Origin of the sequence: Bacillus sp. FJAT-45350, assembly GCF_002335805.1 — a bacterium.
In the GTDB taxonomy this organism is placed as follows: domain Bacteria; phylum Bacillota; class Bacilli; order Bacillales; family NISU01; genus FJAT-45350.
In genome coordinates this window covers 105,793-129,475 of sequence record NZ_NISU01000001.1, presented here as the reverse complement: position 1 = coordinate 129,475, position 23,683 = coordinate 105,793, and the positions used below count along the sequence as shown (strand labels likewise).

General features: G+C 35.2%; 22 protein-coding genes. 9 read left to right on the top strand and 13 right to left on the bottom strand.

Features of this window, described 5'->3' with window-relative positions; translation table 11 throughout:
- Positions 1–20 precede the first annotated feature (20 nt).
- From CD003_RS00650 to CD003_RS21605, 3 genes are read left to right on the top strand one after another with little or no spacing between them, the layout of a single operon-like run.
- Complete coding sequence (locus CD003_RS00650) at positions 21–1,616, top strand: SWIM zinc finger family protein (protein WP_096198970.1); 1,596 nt, start codon at positions 21–23, stop codon at positions 1,614–1,616.
- Positions 1,594–4,623: a DEAD/DEAH box helicase gene (locus CD003_RS00645; protein ID WP_096198969.1), complete on the top strand. Its 3,030-nt coding sequence runs from the start codon at positions 1,594–1,596 to the stop codon at positions 4,621–4,623. Before CD003_RS00650 ends, CD003_RS00645 begins: the two co-directional genes overlap by 23 nt.
- A gap of 56 nt (positions 4,624–4,679) precedes the next feature.
- Positions 4,680–4,844, top strand: coding sequence for a hypothetical protein (locus tag CD003_RS21605; RefSeq protein ID WP_179295376.1), 165 nt, complete (start codon positions 4,680–4,682; stop codon positions 4,842–4,844).
- Positions 4,845–4,917: 73 nt separating this feature from the next.
- Here CD003_RS21605 and CD003_RS00640 read toward each other — a convergent pair whose 3' ends face one another.
- The 7 genes from CD003_RS00640 to CD003_RS00610 all read right to left on the bottom strand — a co-directional run bounded on the left by CD003_RS00640 (position 4,918) and on the right by CD003_RS00610 (position 11,008).
- Complete coding sequence (locus tag CD003_RS00640) at positions 4,918–5,382, bottom strand: BsuPI-related putative proteinase inhibitor (RefSeq protein ID WP_096198968.1); 465 nt, start codon at positions 5,380–5,382, stop codon at positions 4,918–4,920.
- A gap of 27 nt (positions 5,383–5,409) precedes the next feature.
- Positions 5,410–6,231 carry a YitT family protein gene (locus CD003_RS00635; RefSeq protein WP_096198967.1) on the bottom strand — a complete coding sequence of 274 codons (822 nt, stop codon included), beginning with the start codon at positions 6,229–6,231 and terminating at the stop codon, positions 5,410–5,412.
- Positions 6,232–6,433: 202 nt separating this feature from the next.
- Positions 6,434–7,804, bottom strand: coding sequence for a sensor histidine kinase (locus CD003_RS00630; protein WP_096198966.1), 1,371 nt, complete (start codon positions 7,802–7,804; stop codon positions 6,434–6,436).
- A complete protein-coding gene (locus CD003_RS00625; protein ID WP_257008126.1) occupies positions 7,801–8,499 on the bottom strand; it encodes a response regulator transcription factor in 699 nt (232 codons plus the stop codon). The genes CD003_RS00630 and CD003_RS00625 overlap by 4 nt, the downstream gene beginning before the upstream one ends.
- A 113-nt stretch (positions 8,500–8,612) precedes the next feature.
- A complete protein-coding gene (locus tag CD003_RS00620) occupies positions 8,613–9,554 on the bottom strand; it encodes an ABC transporter permease (protein WP_096198964.1) in 942 nt (313 codons plus the stop codon).
- 1 nt (position 9,555) lies between these two features.
- Positions 9,556–10,473: an ABC transporter ATP-binding protein gene (locus CD003_RS00615; RefSeq protein ID WP_096198963.1), complete on the bottom strand. Its 918-nt coding sequence runs from the start codon at positions 10,471–10,473 to the stop codon at positions 9,556–9,558.
- A 256-nt stretch (positions 10,474–10,729) separates the two neighbouring features.
- Positions 10,730–11,008: a hypothetical protein gene (locus CD003_RS00610; protein ID WP_096198962.1), complete on the bottom strand. Its 279-nt coding sequence runs from the start codon at positions 11,006–11,008 to the stop codon at positions 10,730–10,732.
- A gap of 135 nt (positions 11,009–11,143) precedes the next feature.
- Here CD003_RS00610 and CD003_RS00605 point away from each other — a divergent pair, with 135 nt between their 5' ends.
- Entirely contained in the window at positions 11,144–11,275 is a 132-nt protein-coding gene (locus tag CD003_RS00605; protein WP_096198961.1) for a DUF3941 domain-containing protein, read from the top strand.
- 148 nt (positions 11,276–11,423) lie between these two features.
- On the opposite strand, the gene CD003_RS00600 is transcribed toward CD003_RS00605, so the two are convergent.
- From CD003_RS00600 to CD003_RS00590, 3 genes are all read right to left on the bottom strand, one after another.
- The gene (locus tag CD003_RS00600; protein ID WP_096198960.1) at positions 11,424–12,254 is read right to left on the bottom strand and encodes a hypothetical protein; all 831 of its coding nucleotides are present in this window, start codon (positions 12,252–12,254) and stop codon (positions 11,424–11,426) included.
- A gap of 177 nt (positions 12,255–12,431) precedes the next feature.
- Positions 12,432–12,803, bottom strand: a complete 372-nt coding sequence (locus CD003_RS00595; RefSeq protein ID WP_096198959.1) for a rhodanese-like domain-containing protein — start codon at positions 12,801–12,803, stop codon at positions 12,432–12,434.
- Between the two features lie 72 nt (positions 12,804–12,875).
- Complete coding sequence (locus tag CD003_RS00590) at positions 12,876–13,967, bottom strand: AI-2E family transporter (protein WP_096198958.1); 1,092 nt, start codon at positions 13,965–13,967, stop codon at positions 12,876–12,878.
- Positions 13,968–14,259: 292 nt separating this feature from the next.
- Between CD003_RS00590 and CD003_RS00585 the strand changes: the two genes are divergently transcribed.
- The 3 genes from CD003_RS00585 to CD003_RS00575 all read left to right on the top strand — a co-directional run bounded on the left by CD003_RS00585 (position 14,260) and on the right by CD003_RS00575 (position 18,295).
- Entirely contained in the window at positions 14,260–14,928 is a 669-nt protein-coding gene (locus CD003_RS00585; RefSeq protein WP_096198957.1) for a GerMN domain-containing protein, read from the top strand.
- Between the two features lie 217 nt (positions 14,929–15,145).
- On the top strand, positions 15,146–16,171 hold the full coding sequence (locus tag CD003_RS00580) for a TAXI family TRAP transporter solute-binding subunit (protein WP_096198956.1): 1,026 nt from the start codon (positions 15,146–15,148) through the stop codon (positions 16,169–16,171).
- Positions 16,172–16,354: 183 nt separating this feature from the next.
- A complete protein-coding gene (locus CD003_RS00575; protein WP_096198955.1) occupies positions 16,355–18,295 on the top strand; it encodes a TRAP transporter permease in 1,941 nt (646 codons plus the stop codon).
- Between the two features lie 279 nt (positions 18,296–18,574).
- Here the strand turns inward: CD003_RS00575 and CD003_RS21600 are convergent, their stop codons facing one another.
- The 3 genes from CD003_RS21600 to CD003_RS00565 all read right to left on the bottom strand — a co-directional run bounded on the left by CD003_RS21600 (position 18,575) and on the right by CD003_RS00565 (position 21,086).
- Positions 18,575–18,733 (bottom strand): hypothetical protein, encoded by a 159-nt coding sequence (locus tag CD003_RS21600; protein WP_179295375.1) that lies wholly within the window; start codon positions 18,731–18,733, stop codon positions 18,575–18,577.
- 86 nt (positions 18,734–18,819) lie between these two features.
- Positions 18,820–19,674 (bottom strand): MurR/RpiR family transcriptional regulator, encoded by an 855-nt coding sequence (locus CD003_RS00570; protein ID WP_096198954.1) that lies wholly within the window; start codon positions 19,672–19,674, stop codon positions 18,820–18,822.
- 14 nt (positions 19,675–19,688) lie between these two features.
- The gene (locus CD003_RS00565) at positions 19,689–21,086 is read right to left on the bottom strand and encodes an aspartate aminotransferase family protein (RefSeq protein WP_096198953.1); all 1,398 of its coding nucleotides are present in this window, start codon (positions 21,084–21,086) and stop codon (positions 19,689–19,691) included.
- 460 nt (positions 21,087–21,546) lie between these two features.
- Between CD003_RS00565 and CD003_RS00560 the strand changes: the two genes are divergently transcribed.
- Together CD003_RS00560 and CD003_RS00555 are read left to right on the top strand one after the other, a co-directional pair.
- Positions 21,547–22,734 (top strand): KamA family radical SAM protein, encoded by a 1,188-nt coding sequence (locus CD003_RS00560; protein ID WP_096198952.1) that lies wholly within the window; start codon positions 21,547–21,549, stop codon positions 22,732–22,734.
- A 161-nt stretch (positions 22,735–22,895) separates the two neighbouring features.
- Positions 22,896–23,651: a hypothetical protein gene (locus tag CD003_RS00555; RefSeq protein ID WP_142302818.1), complete on the top strand. Its 756-nt coding sequence runs from the start codon at positions 22,896–22,898 to the stop codon at positions 23,649–23,651.
- The last annotated feature ends 32 nt before the right edge of the window (positions 23,652–23,683 follow it).

Genomic DNA, 23,683 nt, shown 5'->3' with positions numbered 1-23,683 from the left:
ATGAGATCGTGGTGATTTGATTGAAAAAACAAATGCCGAACCAGGCTAAGAAAATTGAACAATTGTTAGCTAAATACTTTGCCAAGCGGATTTCTGACCGTGGTTACACTTATTTTGTAAATGATTTTATAAGGGAAATTTCGATTGAGGAAGGAAAAACAGTACAAGCAACTGTGTCAGGTTCGGAATCCTATAACGTCCACCTTGACCTAATAAACTTTCCAAAGAGTGAATGTTCTTGCCCTTATGATAATTATTGTAAACACATGGCAGCCGTCTTATATTATGTAAAGGATGTACTGATGACTGAAGATATAGAATTAATTGATGTAAAAGAAATACAACATAGTATCCAGGAAGAACTTGAAACAACTGTCGTACAAGTATATAAAATTTTGACTTCATCACGGTATTTAACAGATGCACAACTTAAACAACTAAGTGATAAAACACTACATTCAATCAAACAAACAGCAGAGTTTAGTTACAAAAAAACAATGATAGGCGTATTTTATTTAGTTAATGGCACTCTTTCGCTAGCACAAAAATTTAAAACGTCGGATCCATTTGAACGACGTTTTATGAAATTCTATCAATACATTGTTACTTATATTGAGCCTCTATTACCACAAGTGTCAGAAGAATCAGACTCGAGATTTAAAGAATGGCTCTCAGATTCATTACTTTTTTATTATATTGACTACCTAGAAGTTGACCATTCTCCTTGGGAAACGCTATTAAGAGAATGGATTATGCTTGAGGAGAATCGAAACAAAACTCAAGACTACTATAAGATACTTTCAGAAAACCATAAACATAATAAAGAAAATCGTTCACTTACCTACTTAACAAGCCTTGTTGCCCTGGCATGTGAGGATGGTGCACGGTCACTACAGCTCTTACGAGTACGTAGTAATGAAGTTACACCAAATGATTTGTATTATCATTTCAAACTCTTACAGGATAGAAACGATAGGGACACCATGAAGGTTTGGTTTAATTTATTTATACCTAGTTGGAAAAATCAGTCTCTAGGAAGGCTACAACCGTTCTATGAACAAATGGCATTAAATTCTCAGGATATAAACTCACAAATTCAAGCAATATGGAAGTCTTGGCTTACAAGACCTTCTTTTCAAACCTATCAAACCAAAATCAAATCATATAACAAAGATGACCGAAAAAAAGTCCTAAGCTATATCTTACCGTTATTAGAACGTCACCATGAAACGCCATTTACACAGCAACTATACATTCAAATAGTAAATAAAGAACAGCTCTATGAAGAAGGAATTGATTTTCTTTTAAAGCATGAGAAAAATCCCTTACAGCTATCACCTGAGAAAGAACGTTTTTTAAAGGGAGTTAAACAACATAATTCCGCTCAATTATTACCTATTTATCATCAATTTGTTGTGAGACTCGTTGAAAAAAAATCGCGTCAGCATTATGAAGAAGCAGTGGAGTATTTAATTGAATTAGGTCATATTTACAATGAATTAGGAAAACAAGACCGCTTTAGTGACTATCTGGAGCAATTAAAATCCACTTATAAAACATACCGTGCATTGTTACAGGAGATGAAAAAGCTTAATGGAATCGTTAAAGGAAAATAGGGTCATTTTACATGGAGGTTTTCTCAATGAAGAAACCTTCTTTATATGGGGAGAACGAAAAAAGCAAAAAAAATATATGGAATATGTGAATTTTCAATATCCATTTTTATATTCTCCAGCTGAACTAAAGCTTGAACTGTTTCGCTATGATGAAGAGTCCTTTTACGGTACTTTTATATCTACCGACAAAGCCATGCTTGATGTACCATTATTAGAACGACACTTCTATTCTCCGGCTGGAGAAATGCTTATCTATCAAGCGAATTCAAATGACGAAAATCACTTATTCCCTATTGAAGGAATAACCATTCCTATCGAAAGTCTTGCAACCTATATCGAATTAATCAAAACTTGGAAAAGCTCGTCTGATTGGTATGTAAGTGGAGACTTGTCTGGCTGGATTGAGTTCTTTGAACAGATTCAAATTGATATTTCAAAAGGTGCGTTTCTGCCTACAACTGATGGACATTGGAAATTACGAAGAAGCGATTGGTCTGCTTGGAAAAAAATCATTCCTCAGTCAGGCTATTCACTTAAAACACAATCTGCACACTTTGTAAAAAATAATCAAGAGTTATCCTTACAAGTTGTTGCTAATTCTATCTGTGACAAGTTAATTAGAGATTTACTGCATTCAGAGCAAGATGTAAAAGATGCATTAATTAATTTAAATAACACAGATGATGCCATCTTATCTTCAGTAGTAGAATCTCTTGACAGCGAAAATACTGTTACTGGTGAAGTTGATGAATTATATCTACTTGAGGAATTAGGAGTGCTTCCGCAGTCTCCATTTAAAACAGGGATTGCCATTAATGAGCCCAAGACAGAATCAGAAGAATGGACACTTTCCTTGTTTATTCAGGACCGTGAAGATCCGTCCCTTTTCATTACAATGGAACAACTAAAAAATGGAGATCATCCTTGGCGAAGTAACCCTATTTCAAAAATTAAACAAGATCTTAGTTTAGGAACAGAAAAGGTTCCAAAACTAGTAAAGTTATCACCTACTAATTCTGAAATCACTGTGACTGCAGATGAAGTTTACATGTTTTTAACTGAAGATTTCCAACGATTACAAGAGATAGGATTTACGATTTATGTTCCTCAATGGATGCGTAATATTCAAAATCAGTATTCAGTTCAAGTTAATGTAGCTAAACAAAATGAACCGATTGATACAAGTATCGACCCGTTAATGAGTTGGGAAAGTCTTACTAATTTTCAATACCATGTTTCAGTTGGTGGTGCAACATTAACTGAAGAGGAATTTACTTCACTAGTTAAACGAAAAGAATCACTAGTGAAAGTTCGTGGTAAGTGGTTGCTATGGGACCCGAAACAAGCAAATAAGTTGAAACAGCAGCTAGACTCACAGAAAGAGGAACCTTTTTCCTTTTTTGATGCACTTCAAAAACATATGGCTGCTGATTCAAAGCCTAATGATGTCGAAAATAGTGTCGATGAAGAATTTCATATTGATTGGCAAGTGAACTGGGATGACAAGTTAGAAAAGATTCTCTCGATGATTGAACAGAAAGATATTCCGCTCGTGGAACCACCACTATCACTCCAAGGTACTTTAAGACCTTATCAACAAGAAGGGTACTCATGGTTGTTATTAATGAGAAAAATCGGCTTCGGAGCTTGCTTAGCTGATGACATGGGACTAGGAAAATCAATTCAAACGATTTCCTATCTACTTAAGATTAGAGAAGTACAGAAACAAGAAAAGAAAAGCTCTGTTCCATTCTTACTCATATGTCCAACGTCTCTTATCGGAAACTGGGTTCATGAGCTAGAGCAATTTGCTCCTAAATTACGAGTATTTATCCATCACGGTGATAGTCGAGTTATAGAAAATGAACTAGAGGAAAAATTAACTTACGATGTTATCATCACATCCTATGCCCTTGCAGTACGTGACGAAGACATATGGAAATCTGTTACATGGGATGGTCTGATCCTAGATGAAGCACAGCAAGTAAAAAATGTAGAAACAAAGCAACGTAAATCAATAAAGAAAATGAGTGCTACTCATCGAATTGCATTAACTGGTACACCAATTGAAAATCGTCTAAAAGAACTATGGGCAATGGTTGACTTTTTAAATCATAACTATTTAGGCTCATATCGACACTTCCAACAAATGTTCATTAAAGAGCTAGAAGGCGAAGAGAAGAATGAAAAACGTCTCACTCAATTACAACAGCTTATTTCTCCATTTTTATTGAGGCGGAAAAAATCTGATCCAACATTAGAGCTGCAATTGCCTGATAAAAATGAACAAACACATCTTGTTGGCTTAACGATTGAACAGGCAACTCTTTATCAAGTAGTTGTAAATGACTTAATGACCCAAATAGATAACGTAACTGACATGGAACGTCGTGCATTGATATTAAGTAGCCTTACAAAACTAAAACAAATCTGTAACCACCCTGCTCAATTTTTAAAAGATGGCGGACCACTTGCCTCTCGCTCAGAAAAATGGGAATTACTAATGGGCTTACTAGAGCAAATTATAGATAATGAACAAAAAACATTAATCTTCACGCAATATAAAGAAATGGGTACATTATTAAAACAAGGGTTAGGTGAATGGCTCGGAAAGGACATCCCATTTCTCCATGGAAGCCTGCCACGCAAGAAGCGTGATGAGCTAATTAATCTATTTAAAGAAAGTAATGACCATCCGATCTTTATACTTTCATTAAAAGCTGGTGGAACCGGGTTAAATCTTACGGCTGCGAACCATGTTATTCACTATGATAGATGGTGGAACCCTGCTGTAGAAAACCAAGCTACTGACAGAGCTTATCGAATTGGACAAAAGAAACATGTTACCGTACATAAAATGGTAACGAAAGGAACATTAGAGGAAAGAATTGACCATATGCTTCAACAGAAACAACAACTAGCAGACCAAGTGTTAGGTGCAAATGAGCAACAGCTTTCCGAATTATCTCAGGATGAATTACGAGAACTACTAGAACTTAGAAACTAGATGATTGAATTGAAGTCACACCGAAAAGCTAAACTTCTACTAGAAAGGTCTGAAATATGAAAAAAGATATGCCTAAGCCTTTTAAACAATTTTGGTACAAAAAGAAAAGAAAGACGAGTATTGGCTCCGAAGAAATAAACGATGTTCAGCAAGGCAGTGAACAATGGCAACACTTTATTACTTCAGTTAGCAAAGCAGCGAAAAAAAAATGGAATCAGTAGATTTAAGATTTTAACATCAATACTAATAAGGGCTACCTAAGTAGTAACATAGGTAGCCCTTATTATATAGTAATTAATCAATCGTGATCTCTTGCATATCTCTAAATTCCCCAACAAGTACATTTTCCCCATTTACCTCTGTTACAAGTACTTCTCCTGTTACGGTGTAAATCCCTTTTGGATTTTCAACTTCTATACTTTCTGTCCAGCTAAGCTCTTCATTTGTTGGGATACTATTCATCATTACTGCTTGGGTAAACATCTTATTATCGCTGTACTGATAAACAATATCTCCTTGCTCATTTTCAACAATGATCTCAATCATTTGACCAGATGGAAATGTCACTTCTACGTTTTCAGGTCCTACATTTTTTATAGCTATCTCAGCAACAAGATGACTCTCATCCTCTATAACATGAAGACTAGTTGTTAATTGTTCCAATATCACTATCTGATCATCCCCTGGTTCTATTTCTTCATTTTCCACACCACAAGCAGATAATGCTAATACCGAAAAAATAAGCGCCCATTTTTTCATATCATCCTCTCTCCCCTACTTTTTTACTTAGTCCCCTTTTCGGAATAACCCGAAGATACCGGCCGTTTCTACAATATTTGTAAAAGCTGTAGGATCTACTTGTTGTATGACTTGCTGTAAATCGTAAAGCTCATAACGAGTTAGCACAATCAACAACATCTCTTTATCTTCTTCTGTATATCCTCCCTTTGCTGGAAGACGAGTAATTCCTCTTTCTAACCGTGCATGAATCGCTTCCCGTAATTCATCAGGATTTTTTGTAACAATCATGGCCGTTAATTTTACATGACGAGTGTAAATTGCATCTATCACCCTCGAGGAAACATATAAAGTAACCATTGTATATAATGCACGTTCCCAATCAAACAACAGTCCAGATGTTCCAACAATTAAAGCATTAAGTATAAAGAAATACATTCCAATTGAACGATCTGAATTTCTAGATAAGATTAATGCGATAATATCTAACCCACCAGTAGAGGCACCAACTTTCAGTGTTATGCCCGCACCAACTGCTAGGATAACCCCTCCAAAAACAGCATTTAATAATAAATCCTGTGAAATTCCTTCTAATGGAATTACTTCAAGGAAGAATGTTGTTAAACCAACATTAATAAAACTATAGACCGTAAACTCCTTGCCAATCTTCATCCATCCTAAAATAGCAACAGGTATATTTAGTAGCAAAAGTATAATACCAGTTGATAATGGAATGGCAGTTGCGAGTAGTTGCGCAACCCCGGTAAAACCACTAGCAAACACATTAGCTGGTATTAAGAAAATATTTAAAGCTACAGCTAATAATACAGCCCCTAATGTAATAACAGAGAGCTTTTTTATAATCTCCATTTTTTTCACCTCTAGTTATGGCTCTCCTTACCTTGTTATTAATGTATACGTAAGGAGGAATAATTAAACTTATAAATATTCCTAAACGTAAAATCCTGCTATGTTCATTTATACATAGCAGGAGTAACACCAGTATTAATTTACTATTGAGCTTGTCATCTTCTTCCACCTCTATTTTTTCCTAATTATAGCATTTCAATCACTATATTGGGAGAGTAAAACTTATCTGACATCCTTCCCCTTCCTCACTTTCGACCCAAATGCGACCTTCATGGGCCTCAATGATTAGTTTTGAAATCGCTAATCCTAAACCTGTACCACCATGCTCTCGTGAACGAGATTTCTCACCACGATAAAAACGGTTAAATACCATAGGAATCTCCTTCTTTGAAATCCCTCTTCCATTATCAGAAATTACAACTTGCAGCTCTTGTACTTCCTTGTTTACTGAAAAACCTACATCAATCATTGTACCGCCGTATCGTACACCATTTTCTAATAAGTTCATTAGGACTTGCTCTATCCGAAAAGGGTCTAAATCAATCGATACATTTGGAATTTCACCCTTCACATCTAATTTCACACCTTGCTGTGCTGCATCCATCTTACCGTTATATATAACTTCTGTGAAAAAATCATGACTACCTACAGTCACTTTTTCCATCGGCAGCTGTTCTAAATCTAACTTAGAAAAATCAAATAAATCTTCTATTAAATAATCTAGTTGTTCAGTTTTTGTTTTTATCACTCGTAAATACTTTTGTTCCATCTCTTTACTTTTAACGACACCATCCTGTAACCCTTCTACATAGCCTTTAATTGAAGCCAAAGGGGTACGTAAATCATGAGAAATGCTTGCAATTAATTCTTTTCTATTTTTTTCATAGAGCTTTTGTTTCTCTCTCATTAAATTAAATCCATTAATAAAACGTCCGATTTCATCCTTTTTATTATAGTCAATTTTATAATCTAAATTTCCATCTCTCATTTCTTCTGTTGCTTGATAAATTTGTTTAAGGGGCTGTAAAATTGTTCGAGAAATATACCATGTCCAACCTACTATTAAACCTACTAACACAACAAATCCCCCACCTATTGCAAGAAAAATATTCAATAAGATTTGTTTAATACTTGTAAACGGTTCTACTTCAAATGAGTTAGCCTTCAGATCGACAGTCAGGACTTCTCCTTCAACTGGCTCGATAAAGAATTGAAATGCTTGTAGCTGGTCAAGGTCAAATATAAATTCGTTCTCAATCTGTGTATTACTTCGGTAGTCAACCGAAGTAAAAAGTAATCCTGACTCATCTGTAATCGTAATATCAATATCATATATGAGTAGCAACGGCTCTATTTCTTGAAAAAATTTATTCTGTTCGTTAATATGCTCATACTCTTCAATTATTACATTCTTTACTTCCTGAAAAAGGAGGTCTAGCTTTTCGCTTTGCTCCACTTCCATTTCTTCAAGCTGTGTAGAAAAAATATATAATAAGCCGAGTATTGTTAATATAGGCATGATAATAATCGAAAGAAATGCTAGGAGAAGCCTTGTCTTAATGCCAAAATTCATAGACTTTCACCCTCAAACTTATAACCAACACCCCATACTGTTTTTATGTAAGTTGGTTTAGAAGGGACTTTCTCAATTTTTTCACGGATTTTGCGAATGTACACAGTAACTGCATTCATATCCCCGTAAGAATCGTACCCCCATACCTTCTCGAATAATTGCTCCTTTGTAAACACTTGGCCTTTATTTTTCATTAAGAACAAAAGTATTTGAAATTCTTTTGCTGATAACTCAATATTGTTTTCCCCTATTGAAACTGTAAACCCTTGCTCATCTATTTGTAGCTCACCACTTGTTAGCAGTGTCTTCTTTTCAACCGTTGAAGAAAAGTGTTTATACCGACGAAGCTGAGCTTTGATTCTCGCAACAAGTTCTCCCGGACTAAAGGGTTTTGTAATATAATCATCTGCACCGATTCCTAGACCGATAATTTTATCTGTTTCACTTTTTTTTGCACTCATTAAGATAACCGGAACTGTTGAGTTAGAACGAATCGTACGACAAACTTCTAAACCATCAGTTTTCGGAAGCATAATATCTAAAACAACTAATGTAGGCTCTTCTCTCTTAAATAACTCGAGCCCTTCTGTGCCATCAAATGCAAGAATAACATGATATCCCTCCACCTCAAGATAGTCCCGAACTAACTCACCAATCTCACGTTCATCTTCAATAATTAAAATTGTATCACTCACGTAGGTCCCTCCAAATTGTAAACCAACAATAAACAGCCATATGTAAAAATAGCAAAATAAGATGAATTCATCCCATTTTGCCATGTAATCTCTATAATTCCAATTTTATTATATCAAACTGCCACATCTCTTTTTTCAAAAATGACCCAAGATAGTATTACAAGGGCTAGGAAATAAATAAGCAGCATGACAATAGAAAATGTCATAGTCATACCTTCAACTAACGGTGTACCATTAACATACTGAAGTAAATCTGTATTTGCAAATAATATATATTTTACCCAATCATATTGACTAAATAATTGAACCATTTGTGGTCCTGTAAACATAAGAAAGATTGAAATACCAATAGCTAAGGAACTACTTCGGAAAACTGTTGAAATCATAAAAGCAACTGTTGTCATCATGATAAGGTCAATGCTACGAAATGCAAACAAGCTAAAAATATGTGATAACATATTTTTTTCAACAACATCACCATTCATGTATGCTAAGTAAGGTAACTCTGCCCCGCCTAAGCCAAAGAAAATTGCTCCTAATACAAAAGAAGAGAAAAATAATAATAGTAGTAAAATTAATGCAAATAACAAGGTTGCTAGGAACTTCGATAATAATATTTTTCCTCTACTCACTGGCCTAATAAGTAATAACTTAATCGTCCCCCACGAAAATTCACTTGCAACTATCCCAGCAGCAATAACAATCGTAAACAATGAAACGAAGCCTGTAAATGTTGTTGAATCAATCATAAATCCCCACAAAGTTGTCGATTCAATAGGTGGAATATCATTTTCTATCCGGTAATTATTTATTGCCATACGTTGTTCAACATGCCTGTTTGCTACTTCCAACATAGGCATTCCAGATACACTTTCCATTAAATGTTGGTTTTCAATTACTAGCTGTTCTTTCCAATTTTCACTTGTTGTCATAAACACATTTGTAAAGATAGCTACAACAAGAATAGCTAATACAAGCATTCCTATCATTACCCACGTTCCCGTACGCTTATAAATCTTCATATTTTCATTTTGAATTAAACGTAGTAGTCCCATCTTATTCCTCCGTTATTTCTAAGAATTTATCCTCTAGTGTTTTCTTATCTGAAGAAATACCATAAATTTTGAATCCAACCTGTATAAGTGATTCTGTCATTGATGGAATTTGATCCCGTACTATTTGAATTTGTAATAACCCTTTATTAATAATAGGCTTCGTCGCTGGAAACTTATCTTGAACAAACTGTAAAGCTTCATCAAGTCTATCAATATCAAAGCTTGTTTTAACATCCTTCTTCACATCTACAAAATTCTCAACAGTTTCAACGCTAATTAATTTTCCTTTTTGTATAATTCCAATACGATCACACATTAACTGCATCTCTGATAACATATGACTTGAAACAAATACAGCTAATTGTTCCTCATGAGCAATCTTACGAATGTAGTTTCTAATTTCTCTAATTCCCGCAGGATCTAATCCATTGGTAGGTTCATCTAATATTAATAATGATGGAGAATGGAGAAGGGCTTGTGCTAATCCTAATCGCTGTCGCATCCCTAAAGAGTATTTCCCAACTTTTTCATTAATCCTACCCTCTAACCCAACAAGTCTTACAATGTCATCTATTCTCTTTTTACTAACCTTTTTCGGAAGCATCCTTGCATAGTGTATTAAATTATCATAACCAGATAAAAATTTATACATCTCAGGGTTCTCAATTATCCCACCTACATGAGCTATTGCCTTTTCAAAGTCATTTTTTATACTGTATCCATTTATAAGTACTTCTCCTGCAGACATTTTCATAAGTCCAACTAGCATTCGAATCGTTGTCGTTTTCCCAGCACCATTTGGTCCCAAAAATCCAAACACCTCACCAGGGTATATATCTAATGTAACATCATCAATAATCGTTGTATTCCCGATTTTCTTAGTCAAACTAATAAGCTGAGCAACCGGTTTATCTTCCATTAATCCTACCTCCTTCAACGTCCTAAACCAATTATCACAAACAATCATTAAACCTCACTTATGAAATTATTAAAAAAGTATTAAAAGAATCAACGATAGTTGATTTTAAGCAATTTACAAAACCATAAATACCTCGAATAAGCTTTTAATTCTTTTGCCATTTGAAATTTGAAATTATCCATTAACAAATACCCTCCTTAGCTTTACCATAAAAAGATAAAAATTATTTTAGATAAAAAAAGAAACAGCCTCAAAATTACGTGGGCTGTTTCTCTTTCTTCTCATTATAATATTGTATTGAATAAATTGAACCTTCATCAACCATTGAATTATCCTCATAATCATGAGGGTCTGGATGACCAATTCTCTTTGGTAATTCTTCTGCTATTTTATCATCATGGGTTTTTAACATAGGAACGAACTTCTTCGACATCGACAAAAGTTTTTTTCGATTATCTTTATCTTTTAACATTATAGCAGTTGCACCAGCAGCGGTACCTGCAATAGCCGATAGAAAAACGGATGTTTTCTTCATATTACAACACTCCTTTATTGGCGTTACTTTTCTCTTCCCAAAAAAACACGACATGAAACATCACAATTCACAAATGTATCATTTTCATAATAAAACAAAGAATAGTAATGACTTTTATTTAGGAGGGATGTTAGCATGCCACATACTCAAGATGATGACAAAAAGAAAAGAGACAATAATGCAAAACTACAACAAAAAAATGAATTACGTGAAAAGAATCGTCAGCGAGGCGAACGACAGTACTCTAAGAAAACGGACCACTTGTAGTAGTATCTATTCTTAGAAAACCGTTGAAGTAATTGCTAAGCCATTGAACTTCATCGGCAAATCTGATAGTAGTGTTTTATACTTTCTATCTTTTAAAAAAGGGATTGTCAATAAGGTAACTAACCTTACAGACAATCCCTTTTCACTATTAAAAACCTCTCATCCAATGATCCCAATAACCAATTCGTTCTATTTCTCGATTCTGATTTGCAATAAACCAAATTGAACCTTGTTCAACATCGTAAATGTATACTTCTTTACCATCGATATACTCTCGAACAAAGCTTGTCCCATATGTCCGGAATAATGTACTAACATTATCACCAACTGACACACCTTTTGAAGTCAGGTACTCTGGTGAGGAAACTATAACATAAGATACTGTTCCATCAATAATTTCAATTTGAATATCTGGTACTTCTCCGCGACGTTCATATCCATACCTATCGACATACATATATGAATGCATTTCACCATAAAAGCCAATATAATCAGCTTGCTTACTAAACACTGTATTCCAATGAATCGTTCCAAGAATTTCATTGACTTCTTGTCTTGACATACCAATTTCTATATCAGCTACTGTTAATAGATTACTTGAAGAAACATGCAGTACTTGTTCTTCATTGTAAAAAGTACTTTCAAAACCTAGCTTCTCAGCTTCTGCTAGTGTGATCATATCTCTGCCACGAATTGATTGAACTTGTATATCGTTTTCAATATTTTCAAGGTAATCCTGCTCCATGCTGAGTCCATAAACCATCTCTGTTTCCTTTGCTACCCTTCTTTCGACACTTAACATGACTGGACGTAACGGAAGAAACATTTCCCCATTCTCCTCCACTACTTGTCCAAAGTATGTTTGTGGCTGTCCGTCAATATATAGTTTAATAGAATTTGCATATGTCTCGTTTCCTGCAAAAGTCAGAATAATGACTATTCCAGAAAGAAGTATCATTCTAATAAATCCTAACTTCATTCCTACTCCTCCTAATTCTTCTCTCTCACTTTCTAGCTTCTTTATAATATCTCAAAATTCCTTTTTAAAACATCCCTTTTCTTTCGACGAAAAACAACAGGAAAATTGAAATATTTCAATCAAATACTAAAAAGCTGTGTTACAAGGTTCCCCTTCTAACACAGCTACTGTAATGTTTTATTTATAAAGATCACTAATTTCTTTGACAACATTTTCTTCCCCAGTAGCAATTGGTCCTTCCCAACCGAGCATTCCTCCAGCATAATTGTTCACTTTATCAAAGCCATTTTGTTTAAGGTATAATGCCACGTGCTGACTTCTGCTTCCACTTCTACAAACAAAGATATATTCTTTATCTTTATCTAGGTGTTCAATTACTGGTGGAATACTGTGCATCGGTAATAGCGGAACTGTAGGAATGTGTCCTTCATTGTATTCTTCTAATTCCCTTACATCAATAATGATTGGTGCAAGTTCAGATTTTCTGTCAACAAGCTTTTGAAGCTCATCGTACTCAATTTGCATAATTCCATCTAACTCGTAAGCCATCTAATTCACCTCGTATTAATATCAATATACTCTACTCTATCCAAATAAGAATAGAAAATCAACATATGGATTCTAATCCTCTGTTGGTTTATTTCTTAACTTAATAAGTCGATACGTATGACTAACTATTACTTTACCTACAGCATAGGTTGGTACAGCTAAAATTAGTCCCAATAATCCGGCGAACCGACCAGCCACTAATAATAAGAGGATAATTGTTAATGGGTGAATAGCTAACTTCCTCCCCATAATTTGTGGTGAAATAAAATTACTTTCTATTTGCTGGATAACAACAATCACAATAATAACAAGAAGTGCCATGAACGGAGAATGGAAGAAAAAAGCTACAATCACCGCGGGAAACGTCCCTATCCAAGGTCCTACAAATGGAATTACATTGGTAAACATCGCAACTAATGCAAGAACTAACGAGAACTCAAGCCCAAGTATCAAATAACCGATATACGCTAAAACTCCCACACAAAAGCTGACAAGAATTTGTCCTTGGATATAGGAGCTTAATGCTGTATCCATATCTGCTAAAATCTTTCTTCCTTCTTGTTGCTGCTTACTCGGAAGTAACTTTAGTACTTGACGAGGTGCCTTCTCTCCTTCTTTAAGCATATAGAACAGTACAAAAGGAATGATAATCAGGATAATAAATATATTCGCTATAAACCCAACAAAAGAAGCAATATTTGAACCTAATTTAGAAACAAAGTCATTTAAGTAGCTAGTGTATGTAGTAATAATTTCTTCAATCGAGAAATTTTCTGTCTCCTGGAATCTTGCTAGCCATTCATTCTCTTGAATTTGTAATATAAATCCTCTAATTTCATTTACAAAATATGGCATATTCTTCACTAAACTGTTAAACTGATTTTGCAACTCCGGACCTATTAACAAAATAAATAATGTTATAAGTGCAACAGCACCTAGATAAAGGATTACAATCGATAATCCTCTGTTGATTTTTGTTGCTAGCATATTAACAAATGGTCTTAATAAATAATATAAAACCCCTGCTAAAATAATTGGTGCAAATAGTGTTTGAACTAATACAACAATAGGAGTAAAGATAAAATCAATTAAAGTTGCTAAATAGATAATCACAAAAATTAAAACTATCGCATAACCAAACCGAAAATACTTTCCTTGAGGCATTTATTTCTTCACCTACCTTAATAGTAACTATGCAAACATTATACATGATTTTATTTCCAAATCCTATAACATACAATTGAAAATTGCTAATGATGTATTCAACCAGTATAAATTTGAAACCTTGATAACTAGTAAATAAAAATAAGCCTTTAGGTTTACTTTTTCTTCTACTAATAATTAACCATTAGCAATTTACCATCAGTAAATTGTATTTTTAGGTCTAAAAAATGATTGAATTTTACTTATGATGTTGTAAAATTTAGACATGGCACTAAAAATAGGGGGATACAAGATGAACAAGATTTGGAAAGCGTTACTTTTATCAATGTTCACAGTCATCATCCTTTCAGCTTGTGGACAAGGTGGGGAAACAGTTGACTCTTCTGATGCATCTAATGGTATAGATGTTGATCAGAATGAAGAATTACTAGAAGAAGTAGAAACTGATATTTCTGGAGAAGCTTCTGATAACCGTGAAGCAGCAGATAACAGTGAAGCACAAGAAAATGTAACACAAGAAGAAGTAACACAAGAAGAAGTAGATACGCATCCTGTAGAACTTTACTTCTCTGATAATCAAGTAGAAAATATTTATCGTATCGAAACAACTATAGAAGGAACTGACGAAGACTTATTCAAGAAGACATTAGAAACATGGGTGGAAGGGCCACAGCATGAAGAACTCTCTTCTCTCATAACGGATAATGTCAAAGTTCAATCTGTTGAAGAGGTTGAAGGGGTTGCTTACGTATCATTCTCTAAAGAGTTTCTTGACGCACCAGTTGGTTCAGGTGCTGAAGAGATGCTATTGCAACAAATTGCTTTAATGATGAAGCAATTTGGTTTTAGTGAAACACAAATTTTAATTGACGGTGAGATTAAAGACCAGCTATTCGGTCATATTGATACGTCGGAACCAATACTAGCAACCGAACCTAGCAATTATGAAAAGCTAGATTAAATTTCAGAGTCTCTCCAACTTGTTTCAACACCTTAGTGAATGGGTATTTGATTCAAGATGGGACAGACTCTTTTTTATTAAATTACTAGTTAGACTTTTTCGAAAAAATTGGTTTTTCTATGATATTAAGGAGATCTTTGACAATCTTATTAGTTTTGCTTTAAAATTAAGCGGTGAAGTTTACTTCACAAAATATACATATCAAGGGGGATATGCAATGAAAAAGAAACTTTCTTTATGGTTTGTTTCCATCTTTGCTGCAGGTTCAGTATTAGCAGCATGTGGAGGCGGTGCTGATGAAACACCAGACACAGGAGCTGGAGAAGACACAGATACTCCAGAAATTGCTGAAGACTTCCGTACAGACCTACAATTAGGTACTGGAAGTACAGGTGGTACGTACTACCCATTAGGACAAGAAATGGCAAACATCATGAATGAGCACGTTGAATTCGAAGGGTTTAACGTAAGTGCCGTATCTTCTGGAGCTTCTGTTGACAACCTAGCACAAATTTCACGTGGTGAAATGCAATTAGGTATGTCTGTTCACTTACCAGCTTTAGATGCCTACAATGGTGAAGGAGAATTTGACGGTTTACCAGTTGAGAACTTTGGTTTCATCGGTCATATTTATCCTGAAGTAATGCAAGTTCTTACTACTGAAGGTACAGGAATTACTTCAATTTCTGAACTTGAAGGTAAACGAGTAGCTATTGGACCACCAGGAAGTGGAACTCAAGCTGCTGCTAAACTAATCCTTGCTGCTTATGGTATTGAAGATGGTGACTATCAAGCATTTGAAGAAGGCTTCGGTGATGCTGCTGGTCGTTTACAAGATGGAAACTTAGATGCTAGCTTTGGATTATTAGGTTTACCAGCTGGTAGCGTAACTGAATTAGCGTTACAACGTGATGTTGTAATTCTCCCAGTAGATGGTGAAGCATTAGCTTACGTTGAAGAAAACAGTGGCTATGCTCACTTAGAAATCCCTGCTGATGCGTACGAATTTTTAGATGCACCAGTAAGTACAATCACTGCTTATGCAATCCTTGTTGGTTCAACAAGTCAAATTAGTGAAGACCTAGGTTATGAAATCACTAAAGGTCTATATGAAAATGCAGCACAAGTGACACATGCTCAAGGTGCTCATATGACTATGGACAACGTGTTAAATGGTTCTGAAGGTCTACCGTTCCATCCTGGAGCTGAAAGATACTTTAAAGAAATCGGTTTAATTGACTAATAAAAAATTGTTCTAATTTTTTATTAGGACCGGGCATCAAGGTGTCCGGTCTTTTTTCTAGCTAAAAAACTTTTAGTAAATCGACGAAAAAGTGGAATCATAACGTAGTGGTCTTATTATTCTTAATATAAAAGAATGACTCCTTCTTTTTCGTGGATGATTATTAGTAAAGGTGGTGACCGTATGTCTAACGAAACTAAAAATGAAGCAGATTTATTGGCTAAGTATGATAAGGAGTCTGCTTATCGAACGAACTTAAAAAAATGGGCCTGGGTCGTCTCGATTTTAGGTATCTCATTAACCGTTTTCCAATTATATACTGCCTTAAACGGACCCTATACTTCATTAATACAAGGTGCAATTCACCTTGGTAGTGCTCTTGCACTAATTTATATACTCTATCCAGCAAAACGGTCATTCCTAAAAAAGTCAGGCGTCCCTTGGTATGATGTAGTCTTGGCTCTAGCTGCAATGGGAGCAAACTTCTACATTGTTTTTAACTATGACAGACTTGTTCGTGAAGCAATTATTAGAGGGTTTACCGATCTAGATATTATCGTTGCTGCAGCAGGGGTTCTTCTACTTTTAGAAGCAACTAGAAGGGCTGTTGGATTGCCTATCGTTATTATTGCATCCCTTGCACTCGCATATGGTTTATGGGGGCGAGGAATTCCTGTGTTTGGTCATGCAGGATTTGATTTTTCAAGATTGATGACAAGAATGTTTTTCTCAACGGAAGCAATATTTGGTATTCCAATTCAAATATCTTCTACATTTATCTATCTATTCTTATTCTTTGGGGTCATGTTAACGAAAACAGGCATCGGAAAGTTTTTCAATGATTTAGCCTTTGGCGCAACTGGTCGTATGACTGGTGGAACAGCGAAAGCAGCTGTTTCTGCAAGTGCTCTACAAGGGATGGTAACCGGAAGTTCTGTAGCTAATACTGTAGGCTCTGGTTCATTCACTATTCCTATGATGAAGCGTGCCGGTTTTAAACCGGAGTTTTCAGCAGCTGCTGAAGCATCAGCATCAACTGGTGGACAGATTATGCCACCAATTATGGGCGCTGCAGCCTTTATCATGGCTGAGTATACAGGAATTCCGTATAGTGAAATCATCATTATCGCCTTAATTCCTGCGCTTCTCTACTTTTCAGGGGTATTCATGGGTACTCACTTTGAAGCAAAAAAAATGGGAATTAAAGGACTACCGAAAGACCAATTGCCTAGCTTTAAAGGTCTAATAAAACGTATGGACTTAATGCTCCCACTTATCGTTATTGTCGGGATGCTATTAAGTGGATTTACTGCTACCTATGCAGCATTATGGGGGATAGCAGCTGCTTTCCTAGTAAGTTTATTACGTAAAGACACAAGAATGGGTATTCGTGATATGGTTGATGCCCTTGAGCAAGGTGCACGAGTTGCCTTACCAGTTATTGCAGCCTGTGCGACTGCAGGGATTATTGTTGGTATCGTAGTTTTAACTGGCTTAGGTGGTAAAATTGCCGGTGGAATTTTACAATTAGCTGGTGGGAGCTTCTTTTTAATCCTTTTCTTTACTATGATTGCTTGTATTTTACTTGGAATGGGTTTACCAACAACTGCTAACTATGTAGTTACAGCATCAATGGCAGCACCAGCATTAATTGCATTTGATGTACCTGTAATTGCTGCACATATGTTTGTATTCTACTTTGGGATTGTAGCCGATATTACTCCTCCTGTATGTCTCGCAGCATACGCCGGAGCCGGGATAGCCAAGGCCAATCCAATGAAATCCGGGGTCACTGCCTTAAAACTGGCGATTGCAGGTTTTATCATACCGTATGTATTGGTATATAATCCTGTATTAGTCTTAGAAGACGCAACATTTATGACATTAACTCCTGTTCTAGTCACCGCTCTTTTAGGGATGTTGGCAATAAGTGCTTGTATGATGAATTACTTTATTACAAATCCATCAGTCATTGAGCGTATCTTACTTCTAGTAGCTGGTATTATGCTTGTATATCCTGGAAATCTTTTAATTTCGTTACCAGGGCTTGGCTTACTCATTATTATCGGGATTGTACAATATCTACGCAGTAAAAATAACAAACAAGAAAATGCACTTGCCTAACAGGACAAAAAACGCAAAGCGGTCTTTTGTTTAAAGCAATGTGTGGAGCCACTACCTGTTTGAACTGCACCCCAAAAGTTAGAGTTAGAATCTGACTTCTGGGGTGTATTTTTATGGCTAAGTATAGTGACAAGTGGGTTTCTTGGCGCTATACGCGTAGTGGGCGGAGCCATTGCCCTTCTTTGAATTAGCTTTCACTTATCCACAGCTTAAGTATTTATTAATTTCCTAAGCCATAAGAAAGCCCCATTCAACTGAATGGGGCTTTGGTCTTTATATTTACACAATCTTGGAGCGAATTTCATAGTCTAACATGACAGCATATTCGTTGTTATTATCTAACCATTCCTCTTGCTGTGAAAAGCCTGATCGCCTTTCTGTTCTAACCTTTAATTTCTTTATTATTTTGTGTATCATTAGCTTTAGTTGGATAGACATTACATCTTCCTCCTTTAACTAGTTACACTTCAATACCACGTATTCTTCACTTGCAAACCAGTTTTTCCAATCACATGAAATTTAATTCATTCATGAAAAACACCAAAGTTATCCCAAAGGTCCTCAAGCTGATTCAGCCTTGTTTCAACTTTATTCTGCTCTGAACGAGTAACCGCTGTAATAAGTGCACTTACAATACTTAATGGTGCAGAAAAAGAATCAATAAATGAGTTAATTTCCGTTGCCGCTAATAATGTTCTATTACCGTATGGTACGAGGGGTGACATGAGATGATCTGTAATTACCAATGTCTTAGCCCCCCGTTGCTTTGCATACTTCATCACTTCGACTGTCCGTTTTGTGTAACGAGCAAAACCAAATCCGATTACTAAATCTTCTTCTGTTAAATCTAGCAAATGTTCTGAAACACCATCAGCCTTACGAACCATTTCAGTATTTTGAAGAACTAAATCTAAATAAAACTCTAAAAACAAACCTAGACTAGTGGCGCTACGATATGCAATGATATAAATTCGCTTCGCCTTAACAATATCTTGCACAGCCTGTTGAAAAACTTCTGGTTCGATTTGTTGCAACGTTGTTTTTAGATTTTGAATATCATCAGAAAGTATTTCCTTTAATGCACTTTCTGGTACATCAGTTGCATCAGTTGTTCTTGCGAATACCTCTGCAGACGTCCATTTACGTTTCAAGGCCTCTTGTAAATGTCTTTGTAAATCAGGATAACCTTTGTAATCAAGAAAGACAGCAAAACGAATCACTGTTGCTTCCCCAACACCAACATTTTTGGCTAACTTTGAAGCGGTTAAAAAGGGAGCTGTTTCCGTATTATTAATTAAATAGCTTGCTATTTTCTTTTGAGATTTACTCATTCTGTCTTGATTTTCAATGATCCGATTATACACTTCACTTTGAAGCATGGGCATCTCATCCTTTAGAAACGAGATCCTCCAAACATTTTTGTCAACACTCTCTCATAAGCTGCGACAGTAAGTTCTACTTCCTTCAACGAATGGGCAGTTGATACAGAATACCGATTTAGAGGCTTTGTGTATATACCTTCATTTAATAGGTATATGTCCATCTCTTTCCTAGTTACTAAATCAGTTTCTTGAAGGTCTCGATAGTTTCTGATTTTATCTTTATTAGTTAATACTACACTAAAAATTGACCCTATGCCAACCGCTTTCATCGGAATTCCCTTACTCTTAAAGAGTTTTTCAAGGCGACTTTTCAAGATGTTTGTCACGTCAAATACCTTCTCTGATTCTCTTTCTAATACCTTAATTGTCGCAAGCCCTGCAGCTAAAATCGTTGGATGACCATTATAGGTACCGCTATGGAAGAGAACATCCTTCGCTGATGATTTCTTACTTTGACTAGAATCAAATACGTCAGAAGCTACAGACGGTGCACTCACCATCATGATTTCCCTTTTACCTCCAACAACTCCTATTGGATAGCCTCCTCCAATTACTTTTCCAAGCGTTGTTAAGTCCGGCGTTATATTATAAATTTCTTGTGCTCCACCTAATCCTAATCGATATCCTGTTTTTACTTCATCAAAAATTAACACTATTCCTAACTCTTTTGTTAGTTTACCAATTCCATCCATAAACTCTTGCTCTGCCGGAATGAAACCACCTTGTACCGGCTCAAGAACTAATGCTCCTATATCATTTTGGTTCTCCTTAAGAATATTTTCACACGCTTCAAAATCATTGAAAGGAAGAATAATTGTATTATCTAGTTGATTTGGGTCTACTCCCCTTGATTCAATAACAGCATTGGGCTTTTCACTAGGACCAGCTTCTTGTACAGGAGGATTTACACTTAATAGAACTTGGTCATATCCACCATGATAATGCCCTTCAAACTTTGCAATTTTATGCTTACCAGTATAAGCAGCAGCTAATCTAAGTGATAAAAGTGTCGCTTCAGTCCCTGAATTTGTATATCTTAAAAGCTCTAAGCTTGGATAGTGCTCTTGTAGCTTCTTACCCATCTCGTATTCTAGTTGATGAGGTGTACCAAATAAGCATGTTCCATCTTGGTCTAATTGGTCTTTCACCGCTTCTGTTATTTCTTTATGTCCATGTCCTAACATAAGAGCACCATAAGAAAGAAGATAATCAATATACTCATTTCCATCAACGTCAGTTACATATGCGCCGTTCCCCTTCTTCATTACTATAGGATAGGGAGCAAAATACTTAATATTAGCTGTTACTCCTCCAGGCATTACTTCTTTTGCTTTTTCCATAAACTGACGAGACATTTTCGTACGTTCCATGAACTTAAGAATTGGGTGCTCGACCTTCCTGATTGCCATTTTTGTTCCCTCACTTTAAGAAATTTTTATTTCTTTTATGATATATCATGAATTATTTATTTCATAATACACGAAACACATTTGTTTGTGAAGTAATTAATTCATTTTTTATATTATATGAATAATAGCTTTCATCATGTAATGTTTTTATGTAATATAGGCTTCATTTCAATGCCCATTTTTGATTACTTTTTAAGTTTAATAAAGCTCCATCTCATTCTAATGAAATTTTTCCTTCACATACCGAAAATAGGGATAAGTCAACTTTCATTTTTAATAAAAATCAGTAAAAAATGAATAAATACCTTCATTTTTATGTTTCATATAAAGTAATTCTTTCTTTTTTGACGGTTTTTAACCTTTATTGGTATACTAATCTTGTTAAGATTTATTATAAGAATAGATAAAATAGTGTTTTCACTATATTTATCCACTAAAATTAGTCGGGGAAGGTGATAGTATGGCGCAGCCAAAATACATCATGAACATTGATAAGATTAAAGACATTCCAGAGGCTGAACGTGAAAGATTAAAAAAGATTACTGATAAGTTTGTATTCCGAGTAAATGAATACTATTTAAACCTCATTGATTGGAACGATCCGAACGATCCTATACGTAAATTAGTAATTCCAAACGAAGGTGAATTGAGCGAGTATGGGCGCTGGGATGCTTCCGATGAAGACACGAACTATGTTGCTCCTGGTTGTCAGCACAAATATAAGACAACAGCTCTTCTAATTGTTTCAGAAGTATGTGGAGCATACTGTAGATACTGTTTCCGCAAACGTCTATTCCGTAACGATGTTAAAGAAGCGATGTCTGACGTAGAACCAGGCCTAGAGTACATTGAGCGTACACCTGAAATTAACAACGTATTATTAACAGGTGGAGATTCTCTTATTCTAGCAACGAAAAAATTAAAATATATTATTGAAAGACTACGTGCAATTGACCATGTAAAAATTATTCGACTTGGTTCAAAAATGCCTGTATTTAATCCAATGCGAATCTATGAAGATGAAGAACTTCTTCAACTAATTCGTGAAAACTCTACTCCAGAAAAACGAATTTATGTAATGGCACATATAAATCACCCAGTAGAAATAACTCCTGAAGCAAAGAAAGGCTTCCAAGCTTTACATGATGCAGGAGCAATTGTTGTCAATCAAACACCAGTACTTAAAGGAATCAATGATGATCCGAATGTACTAGGAGAATTACTTGACAAGCTTTCATGGGCAGGAGTTACGCCTTACTACTTCTTCATTAATAGACCAGTTGCTGGAAACAATGACTTTGTACTTTCACTTGAGGAAGCATATAACATTGTTGAACAAGCAAAAGGAAAAACTTCAGGTCTTGGTAAGCGTGTTCGCCTATCAATGAGTCATACTTCTGGGAAAATTGAAATTTTAGCAATTGAAGATGGAAAAGCTTACTTGAAGTATCATCAATCAAGAGATAATGAGTATGGAAAGTTTATGGTCCTTGACTGTCCTAAGGATGCTGCATGGTTTGATGACCTTCCTGGAAATGAACAATACTGGACACCACCTCAAAAGAAAACAGATCAAGTTGTTTCAGTTAATGAGTTACCAGATGTACCTCAAAAGAAAACGGACAAAACAGTCGTTACTTCAAAATAATTCAAATCTAGCACTAGGACCTTTCCTAGTGCTTTTTTATCGTTTATTTACACATGTGATAAGCTACTTTCTATCTCTACTAATTTATTTCTCAATTCTCTACGATTTAGTGCTAAAATAGTATATATATCAAACTTATATAGAGATCTTCGAGGTGCTTTATGATTAGACTATTATTACTAGGTATATTGTCCATGATGACACTAGCAGGATGTTACAATACAAATACCAATGAGTTACCTTCTGTTATCACAGAAAATAATAATCAACGTTTACATGTCTCATATCAAGGTACAGAGCATACTGTCATTAATGATTCAGAAGGATTTTATCTATTATTTGAAATTTCACATCTAGATGGTCCTAAACTTACAAAAGATAACTTTGACTTTTCATTACTTAATATACTTAAAGATAATAATGGAACTGAATACACTAGCCTATCAAAGGAAATAGTAACAAATGATGAAAACGGTGAACCATTGCCAGAGGGAACTCTAGCTTTCAAGCAATTTTTCACACCTAAGCTTGATTCAAATGAAGAAAAGATAAACTTATCATTCTTTATTAAACCTTTATATTATTCTCGAGACATAATCTTTGAAAATATATCAGAAGACATTAATTTACTAACAAAGAATGATATGACGATAGGAGAATTAAAAACCGAAGAAAACAAGCTATCAGTTAAAATTGGAGATGTACACGATATTCGTGGGTTAGAAGTATCAATGATTTATGATGGGGAAGAAATCTTTCCAGCCTTTTCATCGACTGACGTAAATCAAGAAGTAAACCAAATGCAAGCTACCTATACCTTTACTAACAACATACCACCTACATTCTCACTCAAATTTACTAGACACCGTTTACAAGATATTGTATGGGAGTTCCCACTTATGCTCCCGGTGGAATAATAATAAACACTATAAAAAAAGAAAGGGGATCT